Here is a 25882-nt window from a genome sequence, read left to right on the forward strand (position 1 = left end):
GCTGGCCAATTGTTACCATGCATATGTATATACTGGGTATTTAATGTGGGTGAGCTCAAATGAAAACTTGAGCTCACACAGTCGGGCAGGGCTTACTATTTAGACTCGTTGAATAACTCACGGCCTATCAGCATCCGGCGGATTTCAGAGGTACCTGCACCAATCTCATAGAGTTTGGCGTCACGTAATAGTCGTCCGGTTGCGTATTCATTTACGTAGCCGTTGCCACCCAGTAACTGGATTGCATCAAGTGCCATTTTCGTTGCGAGCTCTGCGCTATAAAGAATGGCGCCAGCAGCGTCTTTGCGCGTCGTTTCACCTCGGTCACAAGACTGGGCAACATTGTATACGTAGGAGCGCGCGGCATTCATTTGCGTGTACATATCGGCAAGCTTGCCTTGCACCAATTGGAACTGCCCGATTGACTTACCAAACTGTTCTCGTTCGTGAATGTATGGCACAACAATATCCATACAGGCTTGCATAATGCCCAGTGGGCCACCTGAGAGCACAACACGTTCATAATCGAGTCCGCTCATGAGAACTTTCACGCCGTTATTTAGACCGCCGAGAATGTTTTCTTCTGGGACTTCACAATCTTCAAAAACGAGCTCACAAGTATTCGACCCTCGCATACCCAGCTTGTCGAGTTTTTGGGCTTGGCTAAATCCTTTAAAACCACGTTCAACAATAAACGCGGTGATCCCGTGTGGACCTTTATCGAGGTCGGTTTTGGCATAAATGACATAGGTTTCAGCATCGGGCCCGTTGGTAATCCACATTTTGTTGCCATTCAAAATGTATTTGTCGCCTTCTTTTCTGGCATGTAGCTTCATGGATACCACGTCAGAACCCGCATTGGGTTCACTCATCGCAAGCGCGCCAATATGTTCACCACTGATGAGCTTTGGTAAGTAACGTTGTTTCTGTTCTTCGTTACCATTGCGATTGATTTGATTCACACACAAGTTTGAATGCGCGCCATAACTCAGGCCGATTGAGGCAGATGCTCGTGAAATCTCTTCCATCGCGATTACATGGGCTAAGTAGCCCATATTTGCGCCTCCAAACTCTTCAGCTACCGTGATGCCCAACAGGCCCATATCACCGAATACTGGCCAGAGCTGGTTTGGGAATGCATTTTCTGCGTCAGTTTGTGCAGCAAGCGGGGCGATTTCATTGGCAGCAAAGTTTTGGACAGCATCTCTAAGCATGTCAATTTCTTCGCCGAGACCAAAGTTTAAACTTGTGTAGAGTTGGCTCATTGTATAGTTCCTTTATTATCATTCTGTTGCCACAGTGCTGTGTTTTGCATTATTGGCTCAATTAAGGTTAGGTACTTAATTGAACAGCAATTCCAATAACGCTTATGAGGACCTTTATTTTTGCACTAAGCTATAAATTTGTTGGTTAACAATTCTTTACCTATGTTTAAGCAGACTTTGCCTCCGAATTTGCCTCGGCTTCTAATGCTTCTCGGCATTGTTGCTCAGCGGAATTAAGTTCCATTAAAACGACTTTGATATCGTCCATTTGCTGTTCTAACGCACTTTTTTTCTCTTCGACTAACTCAAGCATCGTGTGTAACTGAGATGTACTGGTTTTGTCTGCATCATATAGTTCAAATAAGCGACGTGTTTCCGCGAGTGAAAACCCTAAGCGTTTGCCGCGGAGAATAAGTTTGAGTCGTACTTTATCTTTCAAACTATAAATACGGGTTTGACCTCGGCGCTTTGGCTTCAGGAGGCCTTGGTCTTCATAGAAGCGGATACTACGGGTTGTAATATCAAACTCTTTTGAAAGATCACTGATAGAGAATGTCGCTTGTTGATTCTGGTTAAAGCTCATCGTGACACCATTAAATTTCATTTTTAAGCAAGATATATGAAGTTTACGTAAAGGTAAAGTTTGTGATACTTGAAATTGATTAATATTCGCTGCCGCGCGTGCATTAAATGCTCATTTATTTCTTTATAAACAAATATTTGCTGGCTGGATAAACATTAGTCTTAGGCTAACGTCTAATTGGGAGTCATGGGGATAAAACCAATAATGTGCTAAGACGTCATGGTGTTTATTCGACCTAGAGAACAGCTTTGCCTGTTGTAGTCGACGCCGGATTTATCCCATTAGGAGAATAAAAATGAGTGAGTTGGGAAGAGAATTACACGCAAATTCTTTGGCAAATAAAGAAGAGTTTTGGGGCGAAGCCGCTGCAAAACTATCATGGAGCAAACCATGGGATAAAGTGCTCGATGAATCAAAAGCACCTTTTTATCAATGGTTTGCTGGTGCTGAACTCAATACTTGCTATAACGCCGTTGACCGTCATGTCGAAGCGGGTCTGGGGGAGCAAATTGCAATTCAATATGTCAGTCCAGTCACGGATGCCGAATATGGTATCAGCTATAACGAATTGCAAGCGCAAGTTAGCCGTCTCGCCGGTTATATGCAATCGGTGGGTGTGACGAAAGGTGACCGCGTGGTTATCTATATGCCGATGGTGCCTGAAACAGCATTTGCGATGCTTGCATGTGCGCGTATTGGTGCAATTCATTCTGTGGTTTTTGGTGGTTTTGCGGCAAACGAATTGGCAACACGAATTGATGACGCCAAACCTAAACTCATTTTGTCCGCGTCTTGCGGTGTTGAGCCCTCTGGAATCGTGGAATATAAACCCTTGCTTGATAATGCGTTAGAACAAGCGAGCCATCAGGTTCAAGAATGTTTGATTCTAGATCGCAGTCAATGTCATGCCACCTTGATAGAAGGTCGAGATAAAAACTGGCAGCAAGAAGTCGCAAACAGTCCGAGTGTCGGATGTGTAGCCGTCGCAGCTACCGATCCACTTTACGTCCTTTATACCTCAGGGACGACCGGACAGCCCAAGGGTGTCGTGCGTGATAATGGTGGACATGCGGTAGCGTTGGCTTGGTCAATGGCGCATGTGTATGACATCGGTCAGGGGGATGCGTTTTGGGCAGCCTCTGATGTGGGCTGGGTTGTAGGCCACTCCTATATCGTGTATGCCCCTTTGATTGTGGGCGCGACCACCATTATGTATGAAGGCAAGCCAGTAGGAACGCCAGATCCCGGCGCATTTTGGAACATTATTTCTAAATATAAAGTGAAAAGCTTTTTTACGGCGCCAACCGCAATCCGTGCGATTAAGCGAGAAGATCCAGAAGCCAAATATGCCAAAGCAACTGATCTTGAATGTTTGAAAAATGTATTCCTAGCCGGGGAACGTTGTGATCCTGATACCCTTTTGTGGACGCAAGAGATGTTACAAAAACCAGTGATCGATCACTGGTGGCAGACCGAGACCGGTTGGCCTGTTGCTGCGAACTTAATGGGGTTCGATCCCGTTAAAATTAAACCCGGTTCCCCCGCGCAACCTGTTCCTGGCTATCAAGTCGAAGTTGTGGATGAAATGGGCGAAGAAGTCGAAGCCAATCAATCTGGAAATGTTGTGATTAAGCTGCCGTTACCTCCAGGCACTTTGACCACCTTATGGCAAAACGATAAGCGTTATGAAGACAGTTACCTGTCAATGTATCCTGGCTATTACCTCACCGGTGATGCCGGTTACATGGATGAAGATGGCTATCTTTATATCATGAGCCGAATTGACGATATTATTAACGTCGCAGGACATCGACTGTCAACTGGCCGTTTTGAAGAGGTTCTATGTCAGCATGAAGATATCGCTGAAGTTGCCGTGATTGGTGTGAGTGACAAATTAAAAGGTCAGGTACCACTTGGGTTAGTTGTGTTAAAAGTTGGCGCCACTATTTCTGAAGAGCAGCTTCATAAAGAATTGATTGCTTTGGTTCGTAAAGAAATTGGCCCAGTGGCATCGTTCCGATTGGTTAGTGCGATTCAAAAGTTGCCAAAAACACGCTCGGGTAAAATTCTGCGTGGAACCATGCGTAAAATCGCAGACAATCAATCGTATAAAGCGCCCGCAACAATTGAAGATCCACAAACACTTGATTTAGTGAAGAACACGTTGACGCGAATGGGATATGCTGATGCGCTGGTCTAATGAGCTCTAGTTGCTTATTTCGTGAGTGGTTCGCTTTTTAGCTAAAACTTACGCTACCGCTTCTCATTGACATAAAAAATGCCGCAATACTTGCGGCATTTTTATTGAGTAAGTGCTCTTTTTCGACGCTTTAGGTTGACATCGATATGGCCTCATCTAGCGCTTACGGTTTTGTGCGCGGCAGCGATTGCTGCATAAACTTTCTTGGTTTAAGCCGAGAATACAAGGCCAACGCTAAATAGCGCGCTAAAGATCATTGTGAGTTTAGCGGTTGCCCCTAATAGCGGGTTTAAAGCCGCGCCTGACTCTTGATGGAATTGCACCGTAAGTTTGCGCGCAATTAGCAAGGATAGGCCCGACAATAATACGGGTAAACCCGGTAACAATCCTAAGAAGTAGCCGCCAATAATCAAACCAAAAGGCAGATAAACCAAAGCTTGGTAAACGGCTTTGGCACGTGCTTCGCCGATGCGAACCGCCAATGTGTTTTTGCCTGCTTTGGTATCTGTGGAGATATCTCGGGTGTTATTGACCAGCATAATTGCAGCATTAAATAAGCCAATTGCCGATCCCATTAACCAAGCTGCCGTGCTGGTTTCAGCCGCTTGCAAATAGTAGCTGCCAACCACAGCGATTAAACCAAAGAAGATGAAAGCTGCAACTTCCCCTAGACCGTGTGAGGCTAGTGGATAAGGCCCACCGCTGTAACCAAGTGCGCCAAAAATTGCTAGCGCTGCCAGTATCGCGATCGGAATGCCGCCGTGGTAAATCAAAAATGAGCCAACTGTTAATGCAAGTACTAGGCACAACACCATGGCATTACGAACCGTCGACGGGGCAATCATGCCGCTTTGGGTCACACGAACTGGCCCAAGGCGTTCTTCTGTGTCAACGCCACTTTTGAAGTCAAAGTAATCATTGGCGAGATTCACGGCTATTTGTAACAGTAGACCGCAAAACATCGAAGTAATGGCTATAGCCCAACTAAAATTCTCTAGTTGTAAGGCCAAGATATTACCAATGAGGAGAGGGCCAATTGCAGCGGGAAGCGTACGAGGCCGAATGGCTAAAATCCAAGGGTTCATGAGTATCAGTATTCTATTATATGTTGTGATGCCGCCTGAGGTTGTCCACCGCACAGCGCTATATTCTTATATTAGAATAGCAAAATTTTGCAATTGAAGTCTGCCAACTAGTTCAAAAAAACGTCCTCAGCTTGTGAATCATCATCCGCGTTTCAATTGATGCTTAGGTGGACGGGGGTGGCTTTAAGTCCCTGTCTATAGGGTTGAAAGCTAAGGAATGAGCAACTTGTGAACTGACGCATGATTTTTGATTTGATGACGTGATTTTTGTTGCTGATGTCAAAGAATTCGCCAATTCGCTGTGGTTTTATAGTTCATAGATACTCTTATTTTATTGGGCAAAAGGTACATTTAATATATTGATATTAATGAAGTAATCGCCATTAAATCGGCGGTTGCTCCTTTGGTGACCCCAAGGCTTATCAGGAAGAATAGCGAATGCGATTTGAAAATCAGGTTGCAATTATTACCGGTGCGGCTTCAGGGCTAGGAAGAGCCTATGCCATTACACTCGCTGAGCGAGGGGCAAGCATCGTTTTAATTGACCGGAAATACGACGTTGACGATCCCCAAGGAAAAGCCCGCCGACAGGCGTTGTTTCAAACACAGGCCGATGTCGAAGGGTTGGGAAGCCAAGTCTTAGTCTTTGAAATGGATGTGGCTTGTGCTGAATCGGTCGTTAAAACCGTGAATGAAGTGATCGAAATGTGGGGGCGAATTGATGTTCTCATTAATAATGCTGGCATTCATGAACCTTGCGCCTTCGAAAACCTCAGTTTTAAGACCTTTCAACGACAGATGGATGTCGATCTTAACGGAAGTTTCTACTTTGCCAAAGCGGTGTGGCCGGTGATGAAGCGCCAGGAATATGGACGAATCGTCATGACCACAGGGGCTAGTGCCTTGTATGGGGACATGAACGAAGTTGCGTTTAGTGCAAGTAAAATGGCGCTGGTGGGCTTGGTCAATAGCTTGTGTATTGAAGGGGCGTATTACGATATTCACGTCAATAGCTTTGCGCCGCAAGCAGTCACCGCTATGACAAATAGTCACTTGGCAGATTCAGTAAAACCCTTGTTTACAAAAGAATCTGTTACCGCATGTATGATATTTCTTGCCAGCAAATATGCGCCCAATGGACAACATCTGTTGGCTGCGGCAGGAAGCATTAGCCATGGTCAGTTTGCCGAATATGCGCCTAAGTTCTTTAAGCATGAAGAATGTAATGCCGAAAAAATTCTCCAATCTTGGTCGGATATATATCAAGCCATGCCAGTTAAAGCCCACGATTGTGGTGAGTCGCAAATATTGGAGTGGGCAAGGCGCAGCGCAGCGCAGCATCATGTGGGCTTAGATTAATCTCTCGTCATACCATTTCGCTGGATATGCGCTTCATAAACAGGTTAACATTTGCGTTAATTGTGTATGAATTAGAGAGTTACTATGAGCCAAGTGTTGGATGATCTACTCAAGCTATTGTCATTAGAGCAGATAGAGATGGGTTTGTTTCGTGGTCAAAGCCAAGATTTGGGCTTTGGCCATGTGTTCGGTGGCCAAGTAATGGGCCAAGCATTAAGTGCCGCAAAACAAACCGTCAGCTCAGATCGTCACGTACACTCATTTCACTCTTATTTTTTACGTGCTGGGGATGAGAAGCTACCCATAGTTTACGACGTTGAAATTATGCGTGATGGCGGTAGCTTCAGTGCGCGGCGAGTAAAAGCGATTCAAAAAGGGCGCCCGATTTTTTATATGACCTGCTCTTTCCAAACCGAAGAGTGGGGACTAGACCATCAAGCGACCATGCCCCAAGTGAACGGCCCTGAAGGTTTGCTGAATCAGCAAGAACTTGCCATGACCATGCGCGATAATATTCCGGCCAAAGCGCTGGAGCTATTTATGGCTGATGCCCCAATTGAGATGCGCTTAGTCGACCCAATGTCTTCATTGTCTCCTAAAGCCTCTGAACCCAAACGTCATATTTGGATGCGGGCAAATGGCAAAGCACCCAAAGATTATTGTGTGCATGATTACTTACTTGCTTATGCATCAGATTTTAATTTTCTTGTCACCGCTTTGCAGCCCCATGGTGTTTCATTTTTAACGCCGGGCGTACGGCTTGCCACTTTAGATCACGCGATGTGGTTTCATCGTCCATTTGATTTTAGTGAATGGTTGCTATTTAGTAACGAAAGCACCAATGCTAGTGGTGGCCGTGGCTTTGTGACTGGACAGTTTTTCAATCAGCAGGGTCAATTGGTAGCGTCAGTGACCCAGGAAGGTTTAATGCGAGTCACGGAGAGCTAAAGATGCGTTATGTTGCTAAATTTTTTCTGTTGTTCATCGTGTTGTGTACCAGCGCTTGTATCAATGTCGAACCGCAAAAGCCAGTTATCGTTAACGGTGTGGCCGGTTATCTTGAGAAGGTCCGCTTGCCGCAAGATAGTCGAATAACGATTGCGATTATTGATTTAAACACGCCTGGTGCTATCGTCGCGCAAAAGAGCTTTAATGTGGCGCGAGTTCCCGTGCCATTTAAGTTTTTATTGCCTGCGGAATCGATCGATCGCTCGATAAACTATGCGGTGGTTGCATCTATTCAATACAAAGGGCAATTGATTTTTCAAACCTATAACAAATATCCCGTTATTCATAACGGCATTACCACTGCCGAAGTGATTATGAAGCGAGCCCGTTAACGCGCATAGCCCGTTTTTCCTGCCCCGACAGCAGTATTCACACAAGTTTTAACGAATACAGGCTCGGGGCGGTTGAGAGTGCCAAGTGCAACGAAAAACATCTGCAATGAAGTGACGCACATAGAAGCGATTGTTTTGCTTTCGCTTTGTAGAGACTTAGGTTTGCAGCTCACTGCTAAAACATTCTCTTGCTCACTTGAATTTTTGCTCACGTCATTGTTGCCAGTAGTTGTGTATCGCAGTTAAATCTTCTTCTATCCCTTTCGATATATATTTGTTGTGATTGACGCCTAATACTTGTGACGCATTGGCAACGTTTTATCGATTTTCACCCGCGCAACAGCAATCTTGTTTTGAAATAACGTAGATTGTTTTTTCTCGAGAAACGACTGTTTTAATGTGGGCCATAACGCCTTACTGGTGCTAATGTGATCTTCATTTGGTCGAGCCCGCTCTTTTGGTGATCGAGATCACAAAGCGCTCTCCCTATTAGATTAATGGTTGATCAACCTTGATTTAGATCAACTGATGCTTTGTTTATGTCTGGCACTGTTTGCACAACAAGATTAGAGCGTGATGAACAATAAAAATAGTCGTTGTATTAATGGAGTAAGATAATGAAAAAGCATGTGATTTCTGGTCTGGTAACTGCTGCCGTTTTGTCTGGCGCAATGAGCACTCAAGCTGTTGCGCACCAAGCAGGAGACATTATCGTGAGAGCGGGTGTTGCTGTTGTTGCACCCAATGAGTCGAGTGAGCAGGTTGCAACATTTGGCGAGTTCTTGATTGATGATAACACCCAATTAGGCTTAAATTTTGGCTATATGTTGACGGATAATATTGGTGTTGAATTACTTGCTGCTTCACCTTTTACACATGATGTGTCGCTGAAAGATGTCGGCAAAATTGCCGAGACTAAACACTTACCACCAACACTGATGGCGCAATACTACTTTGGGGATGCACAATCAAAACTGCGCCCATATTTAGGCCTCGGTGTGAACTTCACTGTTTTCTTTGACAACGAGTTCACCAACGATCTTGATGGCGCATTATCTAACCTTAGCTTATCGAATTCTTGGGGTCTTGCAGCGCAAGCGGGTATGGATTACCAGCTAAATAAAGACTGGTTGATCAATGGTGCGGTTTGGTATACCAAAATCAATACCGACGTTTCATTTAACTTGGGTGCAGACGCAGTTAGCATTGAGACGGATATCGACCCTTGGGTATACATGTTGAGTGTTGGTTACAGGTTCTAATTAAGCTAAAGATCAAACCCAAAAGGAGCCGTAAGGCTCCTTTTTAGTATGTGGGATTTGGCTCTTCGAAAATCGATAGAACTGGTGACGCAGGCCTAAATATCGCAATAACAGTTTATATATCGCCTGTATTGATTTTACATTGCAGGAACTAGCCTTCTTTTTTAGCTGCAGTTTTACTTTTCCAGTGGCGAGTATTGTAAATGTACTCAGGCAATAACTTGGCTAACCAAGCAATAATGCGCCAGCGTTTGGTGACATAGAGCCGGCGTTTGCCTTTTTGCAGGCCAACAAGGATCTGTTTTGCCACTTTAGGGATGGGAGCCGACCATAATCGACTCTGCTGCATGGCCGCTTTATCAAGTAGCCCAAGCTGTATATCTGTCATTGTTATGGGAAGTTTGAGTCGCTGGGCATGCATTGATAAGCCTTCTAGATAGTTCGCTGAAAATGCTTTAGACGCATGGAAACTCACGCTCGAACCGCCGCGCATTCCGGCAATTGAATTTATCGCGGCCAATTGGCCATAACCTTGCTCACAGAGCAACTTAAAGCAGGTGTTTGCGATGGCGGCAAAACCTTGCACATTGACTTGAATAATGGCTTGGTCAAGCTGCCAAGGTAAATCTGGATGGTATTGATTGAACCCAGTGTTGATAACCACTAAATGGGCGCCGCCAAGTTGTTGCCAAGCCGTTTCAAGTTGCTGCACGGTTTGCTGAGGCTGATCAATACTTAATTCAAAGGCGTGTGCTGCAGAGGGTAGCTGTTCAATGAAGGGGGTTAAATCGTCGCTATTCTGCGCAAATAAGGCGAGTTCAACACCTTGTGCTGATAACTGTCGAGCCATTTCTTGGCTGAGTTGCGAGCTTGCACCCACAATAAAAGCTGTCGCGATAGGCATAGGTGAGCTGGTATCGTCCATAATTAAAGAAATATACGTTGTTGAAGCACTATAACAGTTTTTTCGATGACAGATCTGCCGAACCCCCGCGGCGACATAATCGCGTCAATGCTAAAGTAGAGAATAATTCATGGCGCTTAATCAGGGTTTTGTCTATAAAACAGTCTGGATGTGTGGACATCCAGAAGTCTTTATGTATGATTGAATCATCACTGTGATTGCCGATTTCGTTTGCGTTAATACCTGATATTCACGTAATACCGCGGACAACGGGCGTAACATGTAAAGAGATGACGAGTCCGAAAGCAGTGACAAACAGCCGTTTCGCACAATTTTAAGAGGCAACCATGCCAGTAAGAATTCCCGATAACCTTCCAGCCGCTCATGCATTAGAGTTAGAGAACATCTTCGTGATGTCAGAAACCCGAGCAGAGAATCAAGATATTCGTCCGATGAAGGTTCTGATCCTCAACTTAATGCCGAATAAAATTGAAACCGAAACCCAATTATTGCGCTTGCTAGGAAATACGCCGTTACAAGTTGATGTGGACTTATTGCGTATTCATGAACGAGAGTCAAAGCATACCTCTGCCGATCATATGAATACGTTTTACTGTAACTTCGAAGAGGTGAAACACAATAACTATGATGGCCTGATTATTACGGGCGCACCGCTAGGGAATGTCGAGTTTGAAGACGTTACGTTTTGGGACCACTTCCGAGAAATTGTCGATTGGTCACAGCAACATGTCACTTCTGTTTTGTACCTATGCTGGGCAGCGCACGCAGGTCTGCATTATCTCTATGGTCTAGACCGTCATATTCTGCCGCAAAAGCGTTCTGGTGTTTTTGTTCATCAAAGAGCATCAAAGCATTATCCATTGTTGCGCGGTTTTGATGATGAGTTTTATGCGCCGCACTCCCGCGTTGCAGAGATGAACGTGGCACATATTGAAGCGCATCCTGAGCTCAACGTTTTGGCAAAGTCAGAAGTTGCTGGTGCATATATGGTGCTCAGTAAGAGCAACCGTAATCTATTTGTGATGGGGCATCCGGAATATCAAAAGTTTACATTGGATGATGAGTACCGCCGTGATGCTAACCTCGGTATAGATCCTAATGTTCCTGAAAATTATTACCGGAACGACGACCCTGAACAATCGCCAATCTCCCGGTGGTATAGCCATGGCAGCTTATTAATCAGTAACTGGTTGAACTATTACGTATATCAGCTGACGCCTTATGATTTGTCTGATATGAGTGCAATCACACCATGGGAGCTCGAGACAGAATCCGAGTGATATCGCCGCTGAGTATCTACCATTTGTGTTATAGCGCTAAAAAAACCTGAAGCCAATGCTTCAGGTTTTTTTGTGGCAAGCGGTATTTCTTTTAGTCGGGCTCGACCATGTTGAGCAAATGGCCTGTTTTTACGTAAATCAATGCGCCATCGTCTTTGGTGAATGGCTGATGTTGACTCTGGTGAGGGCTGCGTAACCAAGTTCCTTTAGGGTAAGTGCCATGTTCATCATAGAAGGTTCCTTCCAAAACAAAAATTTCCTCGCCACCAAAATGCTGATGGCGAGTAAACCTTGTATGGGGTGCCCATTTCACTAAAGCGATATGCTCACCTTGAAACTCATGGAGTGGCATAACCGTTAAGCCGTCTACCAGTCCTTGATGCCAAGCCAATGTATGAGTATCCATAACTTTTTGCTGCGTATCGTCTTCATCAAATTGCTGCAATTTCACGAAAATAATTGCGCCTTCTGCTGAAATCTTGGGCGTGTGTGAAGAGCCAATAGGGTTTCGTACATAGCTGCCTTTTGGGTAGGACTGATGCTCGTCAGCAAAAACACCCTCAAGCACAAAGAACTCTTCGCCTCCGCTATGGATATGGGACGAAAATTTACTAAAAGGCGCGTAACGAACAATCGACGTTGCCCGTGCAACTTCGCCGCCTTTCCTATCGAGCATCATGCGTTCTACGCCCTTCATTGGCGATTGCACCCATTGATACTCATCGGGTCGAACAACAATTCGTTGCGTAAAGTCTGCATTGATCAATGTTTTCATGTTTCACGTGCCTTATTGAGTAATCGCTTTAGTTTCTGCCCGCTATAACCCCGCCATCGACATCCCAAATCGCGCCGGTGACCCAGTCTGCCTTATCTTGTAGCAAGAATAGAATACTATTGGCCACATCATCTGGCGCCCCAATTCTGCCTATAGGATGAAAGTCATCAAAGCCAGCTAATGCATCATCTACGTCAGCCGGATCAATAAAGGTTTCATAAATGGGGGTTTTTACCACTGCAGGCGAAACGGCATTCACTCTGATATTGTCTTCTGCCAGCTCCATTGCCATGTGTTGTGTTAACGCATGTAATCCAGCTTTCGCCATTGAATATGCAGATGAAGGGGTCGCTTTAATGGCTTGCTTCGCCCACATTGAGCCAATATTAACCATTGAACCGCCGCCATGTTCGCGCATGTTTCCAGCTACAGCTTGGGTAATAAAGAAACTCGCTCGGTTTAAATCAGCATAAGTATCGTAGTCTTGAGGCGTGTGCTCCATAAAAGATTTGGGATTAAAGTAACCGGCTGCGTTTACAAGATATTTGATGTGTCTGGCTTCACTTTTGATTGACTGAATCACCCGCTCGATATCTTCTTGTTGATAGAGATCGGCTGTTATGGTTTCTACGCTTGCATCAAGGCTGGCCAATGATTCGAGTTGTGACTTTGCCGTTGCCAATTTTGCGGCATTCCTACCAATAATGATGGTCTGAATGCCCTGTTCTAGCAACTGTTTTGCAGTAGCAAAGCCCATGCCGCTTGATCCACCAATAATTAAAGCGATACTCGATGTGTTCATATTTATATTCCGATATGTGTTAACGTACGCTTTCAATTTATCGGCAAATCACCAGTCTAAAAAGTAAGTACATTTAGGTAAGGTACTTACTTTTTGGTACATATTGATGAAAAACAAAGAAAAAATATTTATCAGAAAATCAGGCCCAACCGAAAGCGCTAAAATGGTTGAAACCATATATGGCTGCAAATGGTCTTTGACTGTCTATCAATTGCTCGCAAATCAAATCAATCGGCCGGGTGAAATGGTGCGCAGTGTGGACGGGTTGACGACGAAAGTTCTCAACCAATGTTTAAAAAAGAATGTTGAATTCGGCATTTTAGAGCGGATTTCTTACCACGAAGTGCCACCTCGTGTGGAATATAAGGTGACAGATTTTGGCCGCCAATTTATGGGGGTGCTCGACGAACTCGAAAAGCTGCAGCGAACGCTTGATAGCAAGCGATAGCCATTATTCTAGTTATGTGAGAAGGCGAGCAGCGACTCGTGTTTCCATACTTTTTTGAATTGAACGAGTGGCTTTTAATTAAGCCTCTTAGTTTGAATTCGCCTTGCGATCGCGAACGTCGTGGCGCTTCGCCCACACCCGAACATGGGGAAAGCGTTTGTCCCCCTTTGTAAACCTGTAATGCCCCAAACGAATTTGTGGTTCCTCATGCACCAATAAATTATCGATCAGCTCAGATGGGACATCCATGTCCCGCAAGTCTTGGTCATCCTCCTTGATGCCATTCGAAATTTTTACTGGATTATTTCGGCAAGTTCGATGGGGAATTGGTTGTGATCCGCAGGGCAATTTGGGGTTCGATTAAATGGTGAATCGAAGCAACGACATTGTCCAGTATCCATATCCAGTGGGTGTTGGTGGCAGGGACTGCCACCGTCAAGCTTATAGGGATGTACTTGCTGCGCCCCACGGGAGTATGGATACTAAAAGCCTGCGGCAGGCAATGGATGAGATTGAAGTGTTGCTCTTCAATTGACCCACTTGGTTTGATTACTCCTTGATGCCATTCGGTATTTTTATTGGCTTATTTCGGCAGCGTCATGTGGAATTGGGTATGTCCAGCAGGGGTATTTGTTGATGACGCAGTATCCACGTATGCGCATTTTCGGCTCCTATCCATTACAGATATGACCTCTATCGACACGGTCTGTATGCACAGCGTTATTTGTTTTAGACAGAAGTACTTTATGCATAGTGAGTATCTGGTTCATCTATGGCGTAAACGATTTTGTTGATTGTATTTGTAAATACTCGCCAATAAGCTGTCTAATCAAGGCTATGTAGCTTTTATACCTTTGGTATAGCAATGATGGTGTTTCGTAGTCGGCTATCGTTATACCGAATCAATGTCTGATCGCGTTAGATGAAAATGAGCCGTTGTGGTCTATACGTTTCAGTAAAACGACAGCCACGCTTTCAAACGGGCGTTAGCAGTAAGATGTTGCTTATGGCACCTTGATTCCATTCAATCGAGTTTTGTCTTGTAAGGCGACGTCAAATGCCTTTCTCTAATTTGTTTATATTCAGGAAGAAGCATCATGGAACTCTGCAGCATTCTCGGTATTGAAAAGCCGATCATTCAAGCGCCAATGGCAGGTGTACAGAACTGGGAGTTGGCAGCAGCTGTATCTAACTCTGGCGGGCTTGGCTCTATTCCTTGCGGAATGCTAACCCTAGAGCAGGTTTTATCTGAGATCTCCCACTTCAAGCAGCACTCAGACAAAAATTACAATTTGAACTTTTTCTGCCATGAAATGCCGGTGATTGATCATCAGGCACTTAAGGTTTGGCAGGAGGAACTTGCGCCCTATTATCAGTCATACTCAGTGTCTCCCCCGAGTGATATTTCTGGGTTAAGGACACCATTCAATGCCGAATATGCCGATGTATTGCAGCCGATTCAGCCTCCAATAATTAGCTTTCATTTTGGCCTGCCATCGCAAGCGTTGGTTAAGCGCATAAAGTCTTGGGGAACCGTGATTATTTCCACGGCAACGACTGTCGAAGAAGGGCTTTGGCTGCAAGAAAATGGAGCGGATGTTGTCATTGCCCAGGGGAGAGAAGCTGGTGGGCATCGGGGCATGTTTTTGACCTCGGATCCTTTAACCCAAGTGTCAACTACAGAGCTCTTAGAGAGTCTGAAACATGAATTATCCATGCCTGTGGTCGCAGCTGGCGGCATCGCGACCCATGTGGAAGTGAGAGAAATGATGAATTTGGGCGCGTCAGGCATTCAAGTTGGGACTTCATATTTGCTCTGTGATGAAGCAAAAACTACAGCGCTTCACAGACAGGCGATACTGTCGAAAAGCAGGACGACTGCGCTAACGAATATATTCTCTGGTCGACTGGCTCGAGGGATTACGAATAAAGTCATGGAGGATCTAGGCTTTACAACAGACAAAGCTCCCCAATTTCCCTATGCATCGGTAGCCATGGCGCCATTGAGGTCAAAAGCAGAAGCTCTCGGTTGTTCTGACTTCTCTCCCTTATGGGCTGGTGAAAATAGAAACGGTTGCCAAGAAGTCCCTGCATCACATCTCACTGCAGCACTATGGGGAAACGGCTTTGCTTAAAATTCAAACTACGTACTTCTGTGGGGGTGAAGCTGTTTGAGTTGAGGCTTTTCGCCATTTTACAATGTAGCAACGGCCTGTATGCAAGTAGTCAATTGATAGCTCTACCGATCGTCGCTGTCTGGTGCTAGTGATAATGACGCTCTGTTCGCGTCAATGATGAAACTCCTGACACGATTAAGCGGACCGGAATGAGACGTGGTGATGAAAAATGAGCTAGCAACAAAAATATCTAAGCAATCAGTACTCATTAGGTAAGCTGTTTTAAAATGATGAATAACGATGCTTTCTTTGGCTTTTAACTCATAAAACCTCCTTGCTAAAATATAGTAAAATTTAGAGTTTAATTTATTTTTACACTGTCTGTTTCTATTCGTACATCTCAAAACGTGCTTTTTCTATTAGTTTTTGCACATTGCTTTTGAAAGTTTATAAAAGTTGTGGTTGTATTGTGCATATTTTTGATTGAGTGCTTATGATTTTCAATGGAAAATGTGGCGATTTGAACTTCCCCAAAACCTCTGTTGTAGCAACAAGTCCTATTTGTACACAGTTATTGAAGAACGGAACTAGAATAGTTGAGTGAAATATAAAATGGAAAATAAGAACTGTATGGTTGAAAGTGACGCTCAAGAGTTTACCAGTGAAATAGAGTATTTTACTGCGTCAACTTACAAATTGGTTATGATGTCATTTTTGACTATGGGAATCTACAATCAGTATTGGTTCTATAAAAACTGGGTGGCAATTAAAAAATCAGAAAAGCCTGAAATTTTACCTTTCTGGCGTGCTATTTTTGCTCAGCTGTGGTCGTATAGCGTATTTTTTAGAGTGCAAAGAGACGTAAATGAGCGAAACATTTCATTGTCAGTATTCGCGGGTGCTTCTGCTTTTATATATTTTTTTATGCAAGCTTTATGGAAACTACCTGAGCTATATTGGATTTTAGGAATGTTTTCGTTTTTGCCATTAGTTCCTGCAAATCGTGCTGCTGCTGAGCTAAATCGAGAAAAATTTGGTTTATCTATGAAAAATAAAAAGATAACCAAATGGAATTTGCTGCTGATTATTTTTTTTGCTCCTCTTTTAGTATTCAATACAGTCATATCAACGCCAACCTATACGAATTATCTTCTTGCTGAAGACTCATTTGAGAAAGGTGAGTTCCATCAATCTAAAATTTTGTATGAGAAGTCGATTGAAAGTTGTTCGACATCTTTTTTGTTCGGGTGGTATGAGTATGAAATTCGATTCTCTTATGGTCGTATGTTAAACGAATATAGCAAAATCAGTGAATCTAGCTCTGACTTGTTTTTGGAGTCAAGACTTCAGTTTGAGTGGGTCATTGATTACTTAGATGAAAATCCAGAATTAATAAGTACAAAGGCGCAAGCACTTTCCAATTTAGCGAATACCTATCAGCAACAAGCCGCAGCTACAGATTCGAATGAGGAGTATTTTAAGCTGTTAGAGGTAGCCTTTAGAATATATAGGGAATCTGCGGAACAGTTAGAAGTCAATCAAGACTGGAAAAACCTTTCTTATACTTACTATAATTTAGGTCAGACTTCGGATTGGTACGGTGACGTTGGAGAGGCCATTAAGTGGTTGGAGAAAGCGGTAGAACTCGATAAGAAGTTTGGTTTTAGCCAAGATTTTAAAGAAGATTCAGAATATTTAAACTCTCTCAAAGATAAATACAAGGAAATTAATGAAAGCAAGCGTGATTTTGAGGCTGAAGTTGAAGAAAAGGCACCATCATCAACTTAAATTTCTATAGTTACCTTTAATAGATAGTAAATATAGGTGAGACTCGCGTTACTTTTACAACAAAGTTTTTTATTGGCTTGATAAAATATTAATAACCATGAATGAACTTTAAACTATCTCGTAAGCTTGTCTCGAAGGGTTCGATAGCTCAGAACCATGAGATGTAAGAGCAACAGGCCGCTGAAGGCAAATGCGAAGAAGAGCAGTGCGATGGACTCGACTGAGCGGATGTCTTCGAAATAGAGCCAATACCACAGTGGCCAGCTGACCGCCGATAAAAGGGTCAGTTGCACCATGCAGCGCTTGCAGCGGCCAATTTTTTGTTTAAATACGGTAGAGAAGCAGGCATCACAGGCCATGTTTGTTCCATTTCTTTATCGAGACAAGCGCCATCTTAATCCCTCCAGCCTGTGGAATAAAGTCTGTGCAGCGGTTTGCCATAAAGGCTTATAAAGACAGCGCTCAAATTCCAATGCTCTCAAATGCTTACTGCGCATGATTGCACACTCAAGTCTCCTATTGCCGCGCCCGACCTGGGTGAGCTGCTTACGGGGCTATTCTTTAGTGTAAATTCTAACTGACAACCTAGGCTAATACTTTGGTCTGTGTTTGGTGGATTAACACTTGCTTTACGTTGGCGTAAACGTCAAAGTGGTTCTTATTTGATCAAGATCACTCGATTGCTGATTTCGATAGTGAAGTCACGTTATTTGAGTGGAGCACAATGGAGCCCTTATGAGCCATACATCAGAACAAGACATCGTTATCGTTGCCGCAAAACGTACACCTATGGGTGGTTTTCAGGGGGAGTTGGCAGGGGTGCCAGCGCCGACACTTGCTGCAGCAACGATGAAAGGATTACTCGATCACACCGGTATTTCTGGTGAAGTCGTTGATGAAGTCTTGATGGGGTGTGTATTACCGGCGGGCCTTGGTCAAGCGCCTGCGAGACAAGCGACACTCGGTGCGAATCTACCTTTGTCGGTTGGTGCAACCACGGTGAATAAGGTTTGTGGTTCTGGAATGAAGACCACCATGATGGCCCATGACCTCATTAAAGCGGGTAGCGCAAAAGTTGTGATTGCTGGTGGCATGGAAAGTATGAGCCGCGCGCCGTACCTGTTAGATAGGGCTCGTGGTGGTATGCGTATGGGACACGGACAGGTGATGGATCATATGTTCCTTGATGGCCTTGAAGATGCCTATACCGGTGGTGCAATGGGAACCTTTGCCCAGAAAACAGCCGATACTCACCAGATCACTCGTGAAGCAATGGATAATTTTGCATTGAGTTCGCTCGAAAAAGCCAATTCAGCAATTGAGTCTGGTGCATTTAAGGATGAAATTGTGCCTATTACCATCGTCAATCGCCGAGCTGAAGTGACGATTGATACCGATGAGCAGCCAGGCAACGCACGTCCCAACAAAATCCCAACACTTCGTCCAGCATTCGCAAAAGACGGCACCATTACAGCCGCGAACTCAAGTTCAATTTCTGATGGTGCAGCGGCTTTACTGCTGATGCGTCGTGACCAAGCCGAAGCGATGGGGCTCAATGTTTTAGCCACAATTAAAGGCCATACCACCCATTCTCAAGACCCATCTCAATTTACTACAGCCCCTGTTGGCGCAGTGAACAAGCTCTTTGAAAAAGTGAATTGGGCAGCCAGTGATGTTGACTTATATGAAGTGAACGAAGCATTTGCCATGGTCACCATGCTAGCGATTTCTGAGCTTGGTTTAGATGAAAGTAAGGTGAATGTGAATGGTGGTGCATGCGCCTTGGGTCACCCCATTGGCTGTTCTGGCACCAGAATTCTAGTGACGCTGATTCATGCATTAAAAGCCCGCGGCTTAAAACGTGGCGTAGCAACGTTATGTATTGGCGGCGGCGAAGCAACGGCGATGGCAATCGAAGTATAGTCACGACTGAACATCATTCAATTAGCAAATTAAAGGGCCGACTCGAGTAGATCAGTTTGGCGTTAACAGCAAAGGGAAGCGACATGACAACTCAAGTAAAACACTACATTGATGGCGAGTTTGTAACGGGTAGCGGTGACAAGGTTATTGCCGTCACGAACCCAGCCAATAACGAAACGATAGCAGAGATTAATTGCGCCACTGTCGCAGAGGTTGAAAGCGCAATTGCCAGTGCGAAAACGGCTTTTGAAACTTGGAAAGAAGTGCCTGTATCTGAGCGTGCGCGTGTGATGTTGCGCTACCAGCACTTGTTAAAAGAACACCATGACGAAATTGCAACCATTCTTGCGCAAGAAACCGGTAAAACTTTTGAAGATGCAAAAGGGGATGTTTGGCGTGGGATTGAAGTTGCTGAGCATGCATGTAATGTCGCGTCTTTATTGATGGGTGAAACGGTAGAAAACGTTGCACGCAGCATTGATACCTATAGTTACACCCAGCCTTTGGGTGTCTGTGCCGGAATTACCCCTTTTAACTTCCCAGCGATGATCCCTTTGTGGATGTTCCCGTTAGCCATTGCATGTGGGAATACCTTTATTTTGAAGCCATCTGAGCAAGACCCAATGACACCGCTGCGCTTGATTGAGCTCTTTGAAGAAGCGGGTGCTCCAAAAGGCACGGTACAGTTGGTTCATGGCGATAAGACGGCTGTTGACGTGATTTTGGGTCATGAAGATGTTAAAGCGATTTCTTTTGTCGGTTCTGTTGGCGTTGGTCAGTACATTTACAAAACTGGCACCGATAACCTGAAGCGTGTTCAAGCATTTGCTGGAGCGAAAAACCACTGCGTTATTATGCCAGATGCGAACAAGCAGCAAGTGATCAATAACTTAGTTGGTGCATCGGTTGGTGCAGCGGGTCAGCGCTGTATGGCGATTTCCGTTGCAGTGTTTGTGGGCGAAGCCAAGGCGTGGATCCCTGAGATTAAAGAAGCGCTAGCCAACGTTAAGCCTGGCGTTTGGGATGATGAAAATGCGGCCTATGGCCCAGTAATCAGCCCTGCTGCGAAAGCGCGTGTATTGAAGCTGATTGCACAGGGTAAAGCTGAAGGTGCAGAGTGTTTGTTGGATGGTAGTGACTTCACGGTTCCGGGCTATGAGTCGGGTAACTGGGTGGGACCAACGCTGTTTGACAAAGTCACCACAGAGATGAGCATCTATCAAGAAGAGATTTTTGGGCCCGTTCTGTGCTGTATGGAAACTGACTCGCTTGAAGATGCAATTGAGCTGGTGAATAACAGCCCGTACGGCAACGGCACGTCCATCTTTACGGCAAGCGGTGCGGCTGCTCGTAAGTACCAGCACCAAGTTGAAGTGGGCCAAGTGGGGATCAATGTACCAATTCCGGTACCGCTACCATTTTTCTCATTTACTGGCTGGAAGGGCAGTTTCTACGGTGACCAACATGCTTACGGAAAGCAAGCCGTTCGTTTCTACACCGAGACGAAGACAATAACCGCGCGCTGGTTTGAGTCTGATATTGCCACAGGCCCGAATATGACGATTGCGCTGAAATAGCGCTTGAAAGAACGGTATTGCGAGCGTATTGCAATACCGTTTTTCTGCTTTTAGCCATTCATCATCGAAGTTGAATTTGATGAAGGCATATCGAATGCTACACCTCAAAAAAAAAGCGTCACCAGATAGAAATGACAGTTAAGTCATCGGAGTAACCATAATGGATTTTAATTTGAATGAAGATCAGCGCCAGTTTGCTGATTTAGCTGAGCAGTTTGCCGCAGAGGAATTAGCCCCGTTTGCCGCAAAATGGGATGAAGAGCATCACTTTCCCAAAGATGTAATTCAAAAGGCAGGTGAGCTTGGCTTTTGCTCACTTTATTCGCCAGAAAGTGAAGGGGGCATGGGACTCTCTCGTCTTGATGCATCCATTATTTTTGAAGCACTCGCGAAAGGTTGTACCGCAACAACGGCCATGCTTACGATTCACAATATGGCAACTTGGATGGTGACGAGTTTTGGGAGCGAAACATTACGCAGTCAATGGTCTGATGGACTGACAACCGGCGAGAAACTCGCTTCGTACTGTTTGACGGAGCCGGGGGCTGGTAGTGATGCCGCTTCATTGCAAACCAAAGCGATCCGTGATGGCGATGAATATGTTATTTCTGGCAGCAAAATGTTTATTTCTGGTGCCGGTGAAACCGAAATGCTGGTTGTGATGTGTCGCACCGGAGAAGAAGGCCCGCGCGGAATTTCTGCCATCGCAATTCCAGCAGATACTGCGGGGGTAAGTTACGGCAAAGCCGAAGACAAAATGGGGTGGAATGCGCAGCCTACTCGTCAGATTACCTTTGAGTCGGTTCGTGTTCCGGTCAGTAATTTGCTAGGTGAAGAAGGACAAGGCTTTACCTTTGCCATGAAAGGGCTCGATGGCGGTCGCATTAATATCGCGACTTGTTCCGTCGGTACTGCGCAGGCTGCGCTTGAGCGTGCGACCCAGTATATGAATGAGCGCAAACAATTTGGCAAGCCACTCGCCGCATTTCAAGCATTGCAATTTAAATTAGCTGATATGGCGACAGAGCTTGTAGCTGCGCGACAAATGGTGCGATTAGCTGCATTTAAGCTGGATTCAGGAGATCCTGAAGCGACTGCCTATTGTGCGATGGCAAAGCGTTTTGCCACAGATATCGGTTTCCAAGTGTGTGATAGTGCATTGCAGATCCATGGGGGTTATGGTTATGTTCGCGAATATCCGTTAGAGCGTCATTTCCGCGATGTTCGTGTTCATCAAATTCTAGAAGGCACCAATGAAATCATGCGTTTAATCGTTGCTCGTCGATTGCTCGATGAAAATGCTTCAGCGATTGTTTAAGGTCAAAGTTAAGGAGTTTTAAATGGGACAGGTTCTAGAAAGAATTGAAGGTCATACAGCAATTTTGACCATGAGCAATCCACCGGCAAATACTTGGACTGCGGAGAGTTTACAAGCCTTAAAGGCCAAAGTGATTGCGTTGAACGAGAACAAAGAAATTTACGCATTAGTGATTACCGGCGAGGGTGACAAATTCTTTTCAGCAGGTGCGGATCTCAAGCTGTTTGCGGACGGTGATAAAGCTGTTGCTGGAGATATGGCCAAGCACTTTGGTGAGGCTTTTGAAACGCTCAGTGCGTTCCGAGGTGTATCTATCGCAGCGATTAATGGATATGCCATGGGCGGCGGTTTAGAAGTTGCGCTGGCTTGTGACATTCGGATTGCCGAAGAGCAGGCTCAAATGGCTTTGCCAGAAGCCACCGTTGGCTTATTGCCATGTGCAGGCGGAACGCAAAATCTTGCGGCACTGGTGGGTGAAGGTTGGGCAAAACGTTTGATTCTCTGCGGTGAACGCATTGATGCTACGAAAGCGGAAAAAATTGGATTAGTTGAAGAGGTGGTCGCGCAAGGTGAAGGCTTGTCTGCAGCAATTGCCTTGGCTGCGAAAGTGGCGAAGCAGAGCCCAAGCAGTGTGACGGCTTGCAAAGCGTTAATTCAAGTTGGCCGAACCATGCCTCGAGCACTGGCATTGCCTCGGGAACGAGAGCTGTTTGTGCGTCTATTTGATACTCAAGATCAAGCGGAAGGCGTGAATGCATTTTTGAACAAACGGCCTGCAGTTTGGAAAAACAGTTAGCCCCTGCGGTAGAGAGGCCAGAAATGAGCGAACAATCATTAACACAGAATGTGCTTTTTGAAAAAGTTGCAACCCAAGGTGGCCAGTTTGTTGGGCGCGTGACCTTGAATATGGAAAAGGCGTTAAATGCCCTCAATCTAGACATGGTTCAACAGATAACCAAGCAATTACTTGTTTGGCAGGCTGATGAAGACCTGGTGTGTATTTTACTGGATGGCGCAGGTGATAAAGCGTTTTGCGCTGGAGGGGATGTACGCGAAATCCATGCCGCAGCGAGTCTTCATCCGGGTGAAATTCCTGCTCCAGCCGTTGAGTTTTTCACTCAAGAATATCAATTGGATTATCTACTACATACCTTTGGTAAACCCGTTGTCGTTTGGGGTGATGGCATTGTGATGGGTGGCGGTTTAGGCCTGATGGCCGGTGCAAGTCATCGTATCGTGACCGATCGCAGTCGTGTTGCCATGCCCGAAGTCACTATCGGTTTATATCCTGATGTCAGTGGGAGTTATTTTCTCAATCGAATGCCTGGTAAGAGCGGAATATTTTTAGGGATGACGGCTTACAACCTGAATGCCGCAGATGCCAAGTACGTTGATATTGGCAACCACTACATGCATCACCAAGATAAAGGTAAGCTCATTACCGCTTTGACTGATATGACATGGCAACGAGATGAAGCTAGCAATCATCAAGCGCTACACCGATTGTTAAACGAGTTTGAAGCGGCCAGTGATATAGCGCTTGGCGCGAGTTTATTGCAGCAACATCAAGCACAAATTGATGAGCTGATGTCAGGCTCTGCCACAGACATAGTGAATCGTATGCAGGCGCTTGAAACCGAAGAAAAATGGTTGCAACGCGCGCAAAAAACCTTGCTTGCCGGAAGCCCGATTAGTTGGCATTTAATTATCGCGCAAGCACAACTAGGTACAGAGCTATCATTAGCGCAGGTATTCCAGTTAGAGCTTGGCATGAGCGTTAACTGCTGTGCAGTTGCTGACTTTTGTGAAGGGGTACGTGCCCTGTTAATCGATAAAGATCGCAATCCGCAATGGAAATATTCTTCGGCCAAAGAGGTGCCTGAATCTCTTGTGGCACGGATTATGGCCTCCCCTTGGACGCCGACAGCGCACCCATTAAGCCAGCTCGCGGGTTAATGGGAAATTATTTCGGCCTGCCTGCGTGATAGGTAGGCCGTCTTATCGTTATGAATGTATCGATAGGAAGACCAATAAAATGGAATGAGGAGTCATATAATGGCGACAGCAGCATTTATAGGGTTAGGCAACATGGGTGGGCCAATGGCGGTCAACCTGATCAAAGCAGGCTTTACCGTCAAGGTGTTTGATTTAGTGCCTGAAGCAATGCAGACGCTAGCAGACCAAGGGGCATTGGTGGCTTCGACAGCTTGTGGCGCAGCCTCAGGGGTAGACGTTGTTGTGACCATGTTACCAGCAGGCAAGCATGTTCGTCAGTTGTATATGGGGGCCAATGGCCAGCAGGGGTTAATCGATGTTGTAGCCGAAGGCACGCTGCTCATTGATTGCTCAACTATCGATGCCCAGAGTGCACGTCAGGTTGCGGATGCAGCGGCTGCAAAACAACTTGAGTTTATCGATGCGCCAGTTTCAGGGGGGACGGCCGGTGCGGCTGCAGGTACTTTAACCTTTATTTGTGGTGGGCATGAGCGTGCTTTTGAGCGCGCTCAACCCGCTTTAACTGCCATGGGATCCAATATTTTTCATGCAGGTGGCCCTGGGGCCGGCCAAGTGGCAAAGATTTGTAATAATATGCTGTTGTCTGTCTTAATGGTGGGCACTTCAGAAGCATTACAGATGGGAATCGACCATGGACTTGATCCAAGTGTGCTTTCCGACATTATGAAGGTCAGTAGTGGTGGCAATTGGACGCTAGATAAATATAATCCTTGCCCAGGTGTAATGGAAAGCGTGCCATCATCCAATGATTACCAAGGCGGTTTTATGGTGGATCTGATGGTGAAGGATTTGGGGCTATCTCAAGAGGCTGCATTGGCGACAAATTCGAGCACGCCAATGGGTGCTTTAGCCCGTAGTCTGTATGTTAATCATGGTCGTCAAGGTCATGGCCGACGTGATTTTTCCAGTATTTTTGAACAATTTAAAAACAAAGGATAACTCGATGGATTTGAAAGATAAGGTTGTTGTCATCACCGGTGCTGCAGGTGGACTCGGCTATGCAACTGCAGAAATGATGGCGCAAGCTGGTGCCAAGTTGGCCCTTATCGATGTCGATCAGGACAAGCTAGAAAAAGCTTGTGTTGATCTCGCGGTCCATACTGAAGTTCAGGGTTATGCCGTAGACATTACCGATGAAGAAGATGTATTCGCGACCTTTAACTATATCCTTGAAGATATGGGGCAGGTGAATGTCTTAGTCAACAGTGCTGGGATTTTGCGCGATGGCATGTTGTTGAAGGCGAAAGAAGGCCAAGTCTACGACCGGATGTCTTTGGCTCAATTCCAGTCGGTGCTTGATGTGAATCTTACCGGTACATTCCTTTGTGGTCGTGAGGCTGCTGCGGCGATGATCCAATCAGGACAAGCCGGGGTGATTATTAATATTTCCAGCTTAGCGAAAGCGGGCAATATGGGACAGTCAAACTATTCAGCGTCGAAAGCTGCCGTTGCTGCTATGTCTGTGGGCTGGGCGAAAGAGCTTGCACGCCATAACATTCGCAGTGCTGCGATTGCCCCCGGTGTGATCGAAACCGAAATGACGGCCGCAATGAAGCCAGAAGCCATGGAAAGAATGGTGAAAGCGATTCCTGCAGGGCGTTTAGGTCAAGCTGCTGAGATTGCTTCTACCGTTAAATTTATCATCGAAAATGATTATGTTAATGGTCGGGTTATTGAGGTGGATGGCGGCATTCGCATCTAATTAGTACATCTTGGTTGTTTTACACCGATGATTAAGCCTGTTTAATTTCAAGGTTATAGGTTTACATTCATCAACAGAAGCGGAAATCGTTGACGACGGTTTCCGTTTTTTATGTCC

At 45.3% G+C, this 25882-nt stretch carries 24 protein-coding genes; 17 read left to right on the forward strand and 7 right to left on the reverse strand.

Features of this window, described 5'->3' with window-relative positions; all coding sequences use genetic code 11:
- Positions 1-95: 95 nt before the first annotated feature.
- Both IEY18_RS05110 and IEY18_RS05115 read right to left on the reverse strand, forming a co-directional pair.
- Entirely contained in the window at positions 96-1265 is a 1170-nt protein-coding gene (locus IEY18_RS05110) for an isovaleryl-CoA dehydrogenase (RefSeq protein ID WP_188918487.1), read from the reverse strand.
- 166 nt (positions 1266-1431) lie between these two features.
- On the reverse strand, positions 1432-1848 hold the full coding sequence (locus IEY18_RS05115) for a MerR family transcriptional regulator (protein ID WP_188918489.1): 417 nt from the start codon (positions 1846-1848) through the stop codon (positions 1432-1434).
- A 295-nt stretch (positions 1849-2143) separates the two neighbouring features.
- On the opposite strand from IEY18_RS05115, the gene IEY18_RS05120 reads away from it, so the two are divergent.
- Positions 2144-4048 (forward strand): propionyl-CoA synthetase, encoded by a 1905-nt coding sequence (locus tag IEY18_RS05120; RefSeq protein ID WP_188918491.1) that lies wholly within the window; start codon positions 2144-2146, stop codon positions 4046-4048.
- A 209-nt stretch (positions 4049-4257) separates the two neighbouring features.
- On the opposite strand, the gene IEY18_RS05125 is transcribed toward IEY18_RS05120, so the two are convergent.
- On the reverse strand, positions 4258-5133 hold the full coding sequence (locus IEY18_RS05125; RefSeq protein ID WP_188918492.1) for a 1,4-dihydroxy-2-naphthoate polyprenyltransferase: 876 nt from the start codon (positions 5131-5133) through the stop codon (positions 4258-4260).
- Positions 5134-5571: 438 nt separating this feature from the next.
- On the opposite strand from IEY18_RS05125, the gene IEY18_RS05130 reads away from it, so the two are divergent.
- The 4 genes from IEY18_RS05130 to ompW all read left to right on the forward strand — a co-directional run bounded on the left by IEY18_RS05130 (position 5572) and on the right by ompW (position 9094).
- Positions 5572-6492 carry an SDR family NAD(P)-dependent oxidoreductase gene (locus IEY18_RS05130; RefSeq protein ID WP_188918494.1) on the forward strand — a complete coding sequence of 307 codons (921 nt, stop codon included), beginning with the start codon at positions 5572-5574 and terminating at the stop codon, positions 6490-6492.
- 84 nt (positions 6493-6576) lie between these two features.
- Complete coding sequence (gene tesB / locus IEY18_RS05135) at positions 6577-7440, forward strand: acyl-CoA thioesterase II (protein ID WP_188918496.1); 864 nt, start codon at positions 6577-6579, stop codon at positions 7438-7440.
- A 2-nt stretch (positions 7441-7442) separates the two neighbouring features.
- Positions 7443-7832 carry a YbaY family lipoprotein gene (locus IEY18_RS05140; protein ID WP_188918499.1) on the forward strand — a complete coding sequence of 130 codons (390 nt, stop codon included), beginning with the start codon at positions 7443-7445 and terminating at the stop codon, positions 7830-7832.
- 617 nt (positions 7833-8449) lie between these two features.
- Complete coding sequence (gene ompW / locus IEY18_RS05145; RefSeq protein ID WP_188918501.1) at positions 8450-9094, forward strand: outer membrane protein OmpW; 645 nt, start codon at positions 8450-8452, stop codon at positions 9092-9094.
- Between the two features lie 151 nt (positions 9095-9245).
- On the opposite strand, the gene IEY18_RS05150 is transcribed toward ompW, so the two are convergent.
- Entirely contained in the window at positions 9246-9998 is a 753-nt protein-coding gene (locus IEY18_RS05150; RefSeq protein WP_188919166.1) for an SDR family NAD(P)-dependent oxidoreductase, read from the reverse strand.
- A 347-nt stretch (positions 9999-10345) separates the two neighbouring features.
- Here IEY18_RS05150 and metA point away from each other — a divergent pair, with 347 nt between their 5' ends.
- Positions 10346-11299, forward strand: coding sequence for a homoserine O-acetyltransferase MetA (gene metA, locus IEY18_RS05155; RefSeq protein WP_188918503.1), 954 nt, complete (start codon positions 10346-10348; stop codon positions 11297-11299).
- Positions 11300-11390: 91 nt separating this feature from the next.
- On the opposite strand, the gene IEY18_RS05160 is transcribed toward metA, so the two are convergent.
- Complete coding sequence (locus IEY18_RS05160) at positions 11391-12065, reverse strand: cupin domain-containing protein (RefSeq protein WP_428848195.1); 675 nt, start codon at positions 12063-12065, stop codon at positions 11391-11393.
- A gap of 37 nt (positions 12066-12102) precedes the next feature.
- Positions 12103-12882 carry an SDR family NAD(P)-dependent oxidoreductase gene (locus IEY18_RS05165; protein WP_373290721.1) on the reverse strand — a complete coding sequence of 260 codons (780 nt, stop codon included), beginning with the start codon at positions 12880-12882 and terminating at the stop codon, positions 12103-12105.
- A gap of 100 nt (positions 12883-12982) precedes the next feature.
- On the opposite strand from IEY18_RS05165, the gene IEY18_RS05170 reads away from it, so the two are divergent.
- The 4 genes from IEY18_RS05170 to IEY18_RS05185 all read left to right on the forward strand — a co-directional run bounded on the left by IEY18_RS05170 (position 12983) and on the right by IEY18_RS05185 (position 17229).
- Positions 12983-13324 (forward strand): winged helix-turn-helix transcriptional regulator, encoded by a 342-nt coding sequence (locus IEY18_RS05170; RefSeq protein WP_188918509.1) that lies wholly within the window; start codon positions 12983-12985, stop codon positions 13322-13324.
- A 364-nt stretch (positions 13325-13688) separates the two neighbouring features.
- Complete coding sequence (locus IEY18_RS05175; protein WP_188918511.1) at positions 13689-13859, forward strand: hypothetical protein; 171 nt, start codon at positions 13689-13691, stop codon at positions 13857-13859.
- A 562-nt stretch (positions 13860-14421) separates the two neighbouring features.
- The gene (locus IEY18_RS05180; protein ID WP_188918513.1) at positions 14422-15459 is read left to right on the forward strand and encodes an NAD(P)H-dependent flavin oxidoreductase; all 1038 of its coding nucleotides are present in this window, start codon (positions 14422-14424) and stop codon (positions 15457-15459) included.
- A 594-nt stretch (positions 15460-16053) separates the two neighbouring features.
- Positions 16054-17229, forward strand: a complete 1176-nt coding sequence (locus tag IEY18_RS05185) for a tetratricopeptide repeat protein (protein WP_188918515.1) — start codon at positions 16054-16056, stop codon at positions 17227-17229.
- A gap of 113 nt (positions 17230-17342) precedes the next feature.
- On the opposite strand, the gene IEY18_RS05190 is transcribed toward IEY18_RS05185, so the two are convergent.
- Positions 17343-17588, reverse strand: a complete 246-nt coding sequence (locus IEY18_RS05190; RefSeq protein WP_188918517.1) for a DUF3624 domain-containing protein — start codon at positions 17586-17588, stop codon at positions 17343-17345.
- Positions 17589-17964: 376 nt separating this feature from the next.
- On the opposite strand from IEY18_RS05190, the gene IEY18_RS05195 reads away from it, so the two are divergent.
- The 7 genes from IEY18_RS05195 to IEY18_RS05225 all read left to right on the forward strand — a co-directional run bounded on the left by IEY18_RS05195 (position 17965) and on the right by IEY18_RS05225 (position 25765).
- Positions 17965-19152 (forward strand): thiolase family protein, encoded by a 1188-nt coding sequence (locus IEY18_RS05195; RefSeq protein WP_188918519.1) that lies wholly within the window; start codon positions 17965-17967, stop codon positions 19150-19152.
- Between the two features lie 83 nt (positions 19153-19235).
- Positions 19236-20729: a CoA-acylating methylmalonate-semialdehyde dehydrogenase gene (locus IEY18_RS05200; RefSeq protein WP_188918521.1), complete on the forward strand. Its 1494-nt coding sequence runs from the start codon at positions 19236-19238 to the stop codon at positions 20727-20729.
- A 160-nt stretch (positions 20730-20889) separates the two neighbouring features.
- Positions 20890-22047, forward strand: a complete 1158-nt coding sequence (locus tag IEY18_RS05205) for an acyl-CoA dehydrogenase family protein (RefSeq protein WP_188918523.1) — start codon at positions 20890-20892, stop codon at positions 22045-22047.
- Positions 22048-22069: 22 nt separating this feature from the next.
- Positions 22070-22843 carry an enoyl-CoA hydratase gene (locus IEY18_RS05210; RefSeq protein WP_188918525.1) on the forward strand — a complete coding sequence of 258 codons (774 nt, stop codon included), beginning with the start codon at positions 22070-22072 and terminating at the stop codon, positions 22841-22843.
- A gap of 23 nt (positions 22844-22866) precedes the next feature.
- Positions 22867-24003 carry an enoyl-CoA hydratase/isomerase family protein gene (locus IEY18_RS05215; protein WP_188918528.1) on the forward strand — a complete coding sequence of 379 codons (1137 nt, stop codon included), beginning with the start codon at positions 22867-22869 and terminating at the stop codon, positions 24001-24003.
- A 99-nt stretch (positions 24004-24102) separates the two neighbouring features.
- Positions 24103-25002 carry a 3-hydroxyisobutyrate dehydrogenase gene (gene mmsB, locus IEY18_RS05220; protein ID WP_188918530.1) on the forward strand — a complete coding sequence of 300 codons (900 nt, stop codon included), beginning with the start codon at positions 24103-24105 and terminating at the stop codon, positions 25000-25002.
- A gap of 4 nt (positions 25003-25006) precedes the next feature.
- Positions 25007-25765: an SDR family oxidoreductase gene (locus IEY18_RS05225; RefSeq protein WP_188918532.1), complete on the forward strand. Its 759-nt coding sequence runs from the start codon at positions 25007-25009 to the stop codon at positions 25763-25765.
- The last annotated feature ends 117 nt before the right edge of the window (positions 25766-25882 follow it).

This window comes from Shewanella gelidii, from assembly GCF_014647855.1.
GTDB lineage: Bacteria > Pseudomonadota > Gammaproteobacteria > Enterobacterales > Shewanellaceae > Shewanella > Shewanella gelidii.

What these genes read in the sequence shown, in the direction of transcription:
- IEY18_RS05110 (WP_188918487.1), bottom strand. Translation starts at nt 1,265, where the DNA reads ATGAGCCAACTCTACACAAGTTTAAACTTTGGTCTCGGCGAAGAAATT.
- IEY18_RS05115 (WP_188918489.1), bottom strand. Translation starts at nt 1,848, where the DNA reads ATGAGCTTTAACCAGAATCAACAAGCGACATTCTCTATCAGTGATCTT.
- IEY18_RS05120 (WP_188918491.1), top strand. Translation starts at nt 2,144, where the DNA reads ATGAGTGAGTTGGGAAGAGAATTACACGCAAATTCTTTGGCAAATAAA.
- IEY18_RS05125 (WP_188918492.1), bottom strand. Translation starts at nt 5,133, where the DNA reads ATGAACCCTTGGATTTTAGCCATTCGGCCTCGTACGCTTCCCGCTGCA.
- IEY18_RS05130 (WP_188918494.1), top strand. Translation starts at nt 5,572, where the DNA reads ATGCGATTTGAAAATCAGGTTGCAATTATTACCGGTGCGGCTTCAGGG.
- tesB (WP_188918496.1), top strand. Translation starts at nt 6,577, where the DNA reads ATGAGCCAAGTGTTGGATGATCTACTCAAGCTATTGTCATTAGAGCAG.
- IEY18_RS05140 (WP_188918499.1), top strand. Translation starts at nt 7,443, where the DNA reads ATGCGTTATGTTGCTAAATTTTTTCTGTTGTTCATCGTGTTGTGTACC.
- ompW (WP_188918501.1), top strand. Translation starts at nt 8,450, where the DNA reads ATGAAAAAGCATGTGATTTCTGGTCTGGTAACTGCTGCCGTTTTGTCT.
- IEY18_RS05150 (WP_188919166.1), bottom strand. Translation starts at nt 9,998, where the DNA reads ATGCCTATCGCGACAGCTTTTATTGTGGGTGCAAGCTCGCAACTCAGC.
- metA (WP_188918503.1), top strand. Translation starts at nt 10,346, where the DNA reads ATGCCAGTAAGAATTCCCGATAACCTTCCAGCCGCTCATGCATTAGAG.
- IEY18_RS05170 (WP_188918509.1), top strand. Translation starts at nt 12,983, where the DNA reads ATGAAAAACAAAGAAAAAATATTTATCAGAAAATCAGGCCCAACCGAA.
- IEY18_RS05175 (WP_188918511.1), top strand. Translation starts at nt 13,689, where the DNA reads ATGGTGAATCGAAGCAACGACATTGTCCAGTATCCATATCCAGTGGGT.
- IEY18_RS05180 (WP_188918513.1), top strand. Translation starts at nt 14,422, where the DNA reads ATGGAACTCTGCAGCATTCTCGGTATTGAAAAGCCGATCATTCAAGCG.
- IEY18_RS05185 (WP_188918515.1), top strand. Translation starts at nt 16,054, where the DNA reads ATGGAAAATAAGAACTGTATGGTTGAAAGTGACGCTCAAGAGTTTACC.
- IEY18_RS05190 (WP_188918517.1), bottom strand. Translation starts at nt 17,588, where the DNA reads ATGGCCTGTGATGCCTGCTTCTCTACCGTATTTAAACAAAAAATTGGC.
- IEY18_RS05195 (WP_188918519.1), top strand. Translation starts at nt 17,965, where the DNA reads ATGAGCCATACATCAGAACAAGACATCGTTATCGTTGCCGCAAAACGT.
- IEY18_RS05200 (WP_188918521.1), top strand. Translation starts at nt 19,236, where the DNA reads ATGACAACTCAAGTAAAACACTACATTGATGGCGAGTTTGTAACGGGT.
- IEY18_RS05205 (WP_188918523.1), top strand. Translation starts at nt 20,890, where the DNA reads ATGGATTTTAATTTGAATGAAGATCAGCGCCAGTTTGCTGATTTAGCT.
- IEY18_RS05210 (WP_188918525.1), top strand. Translation starts at nt 22,070, where the DNA reads ATGGGACAGGTTCTAGAAAGAATTGAAGGTCATACAGCAATTTTGACC.
- IEY18_RS05215 (WP_188918528.1), top strand. Translation starts at nt 22,867, where the DNA reads ATGAGCGAACAATCATTAACACAGAATGTGCTTTTTGAAAAAGTTGCA.
- mmsB (WP_188918530.1), top strand. Translation starts at nt 24,103, where the DNA reads ATGGCGACAGCAGCATTTATAGGGTTAGGCAACATGGGTGGGCCAATG.
- IEY18_RS05225 (WP_188918532.1), top strand. Translation starts at nt 25,007, where the DNA reads ATGGATTTGAAAGATAAGGTTGTTGTCATCACCGGTGCTGCAGGTGGA.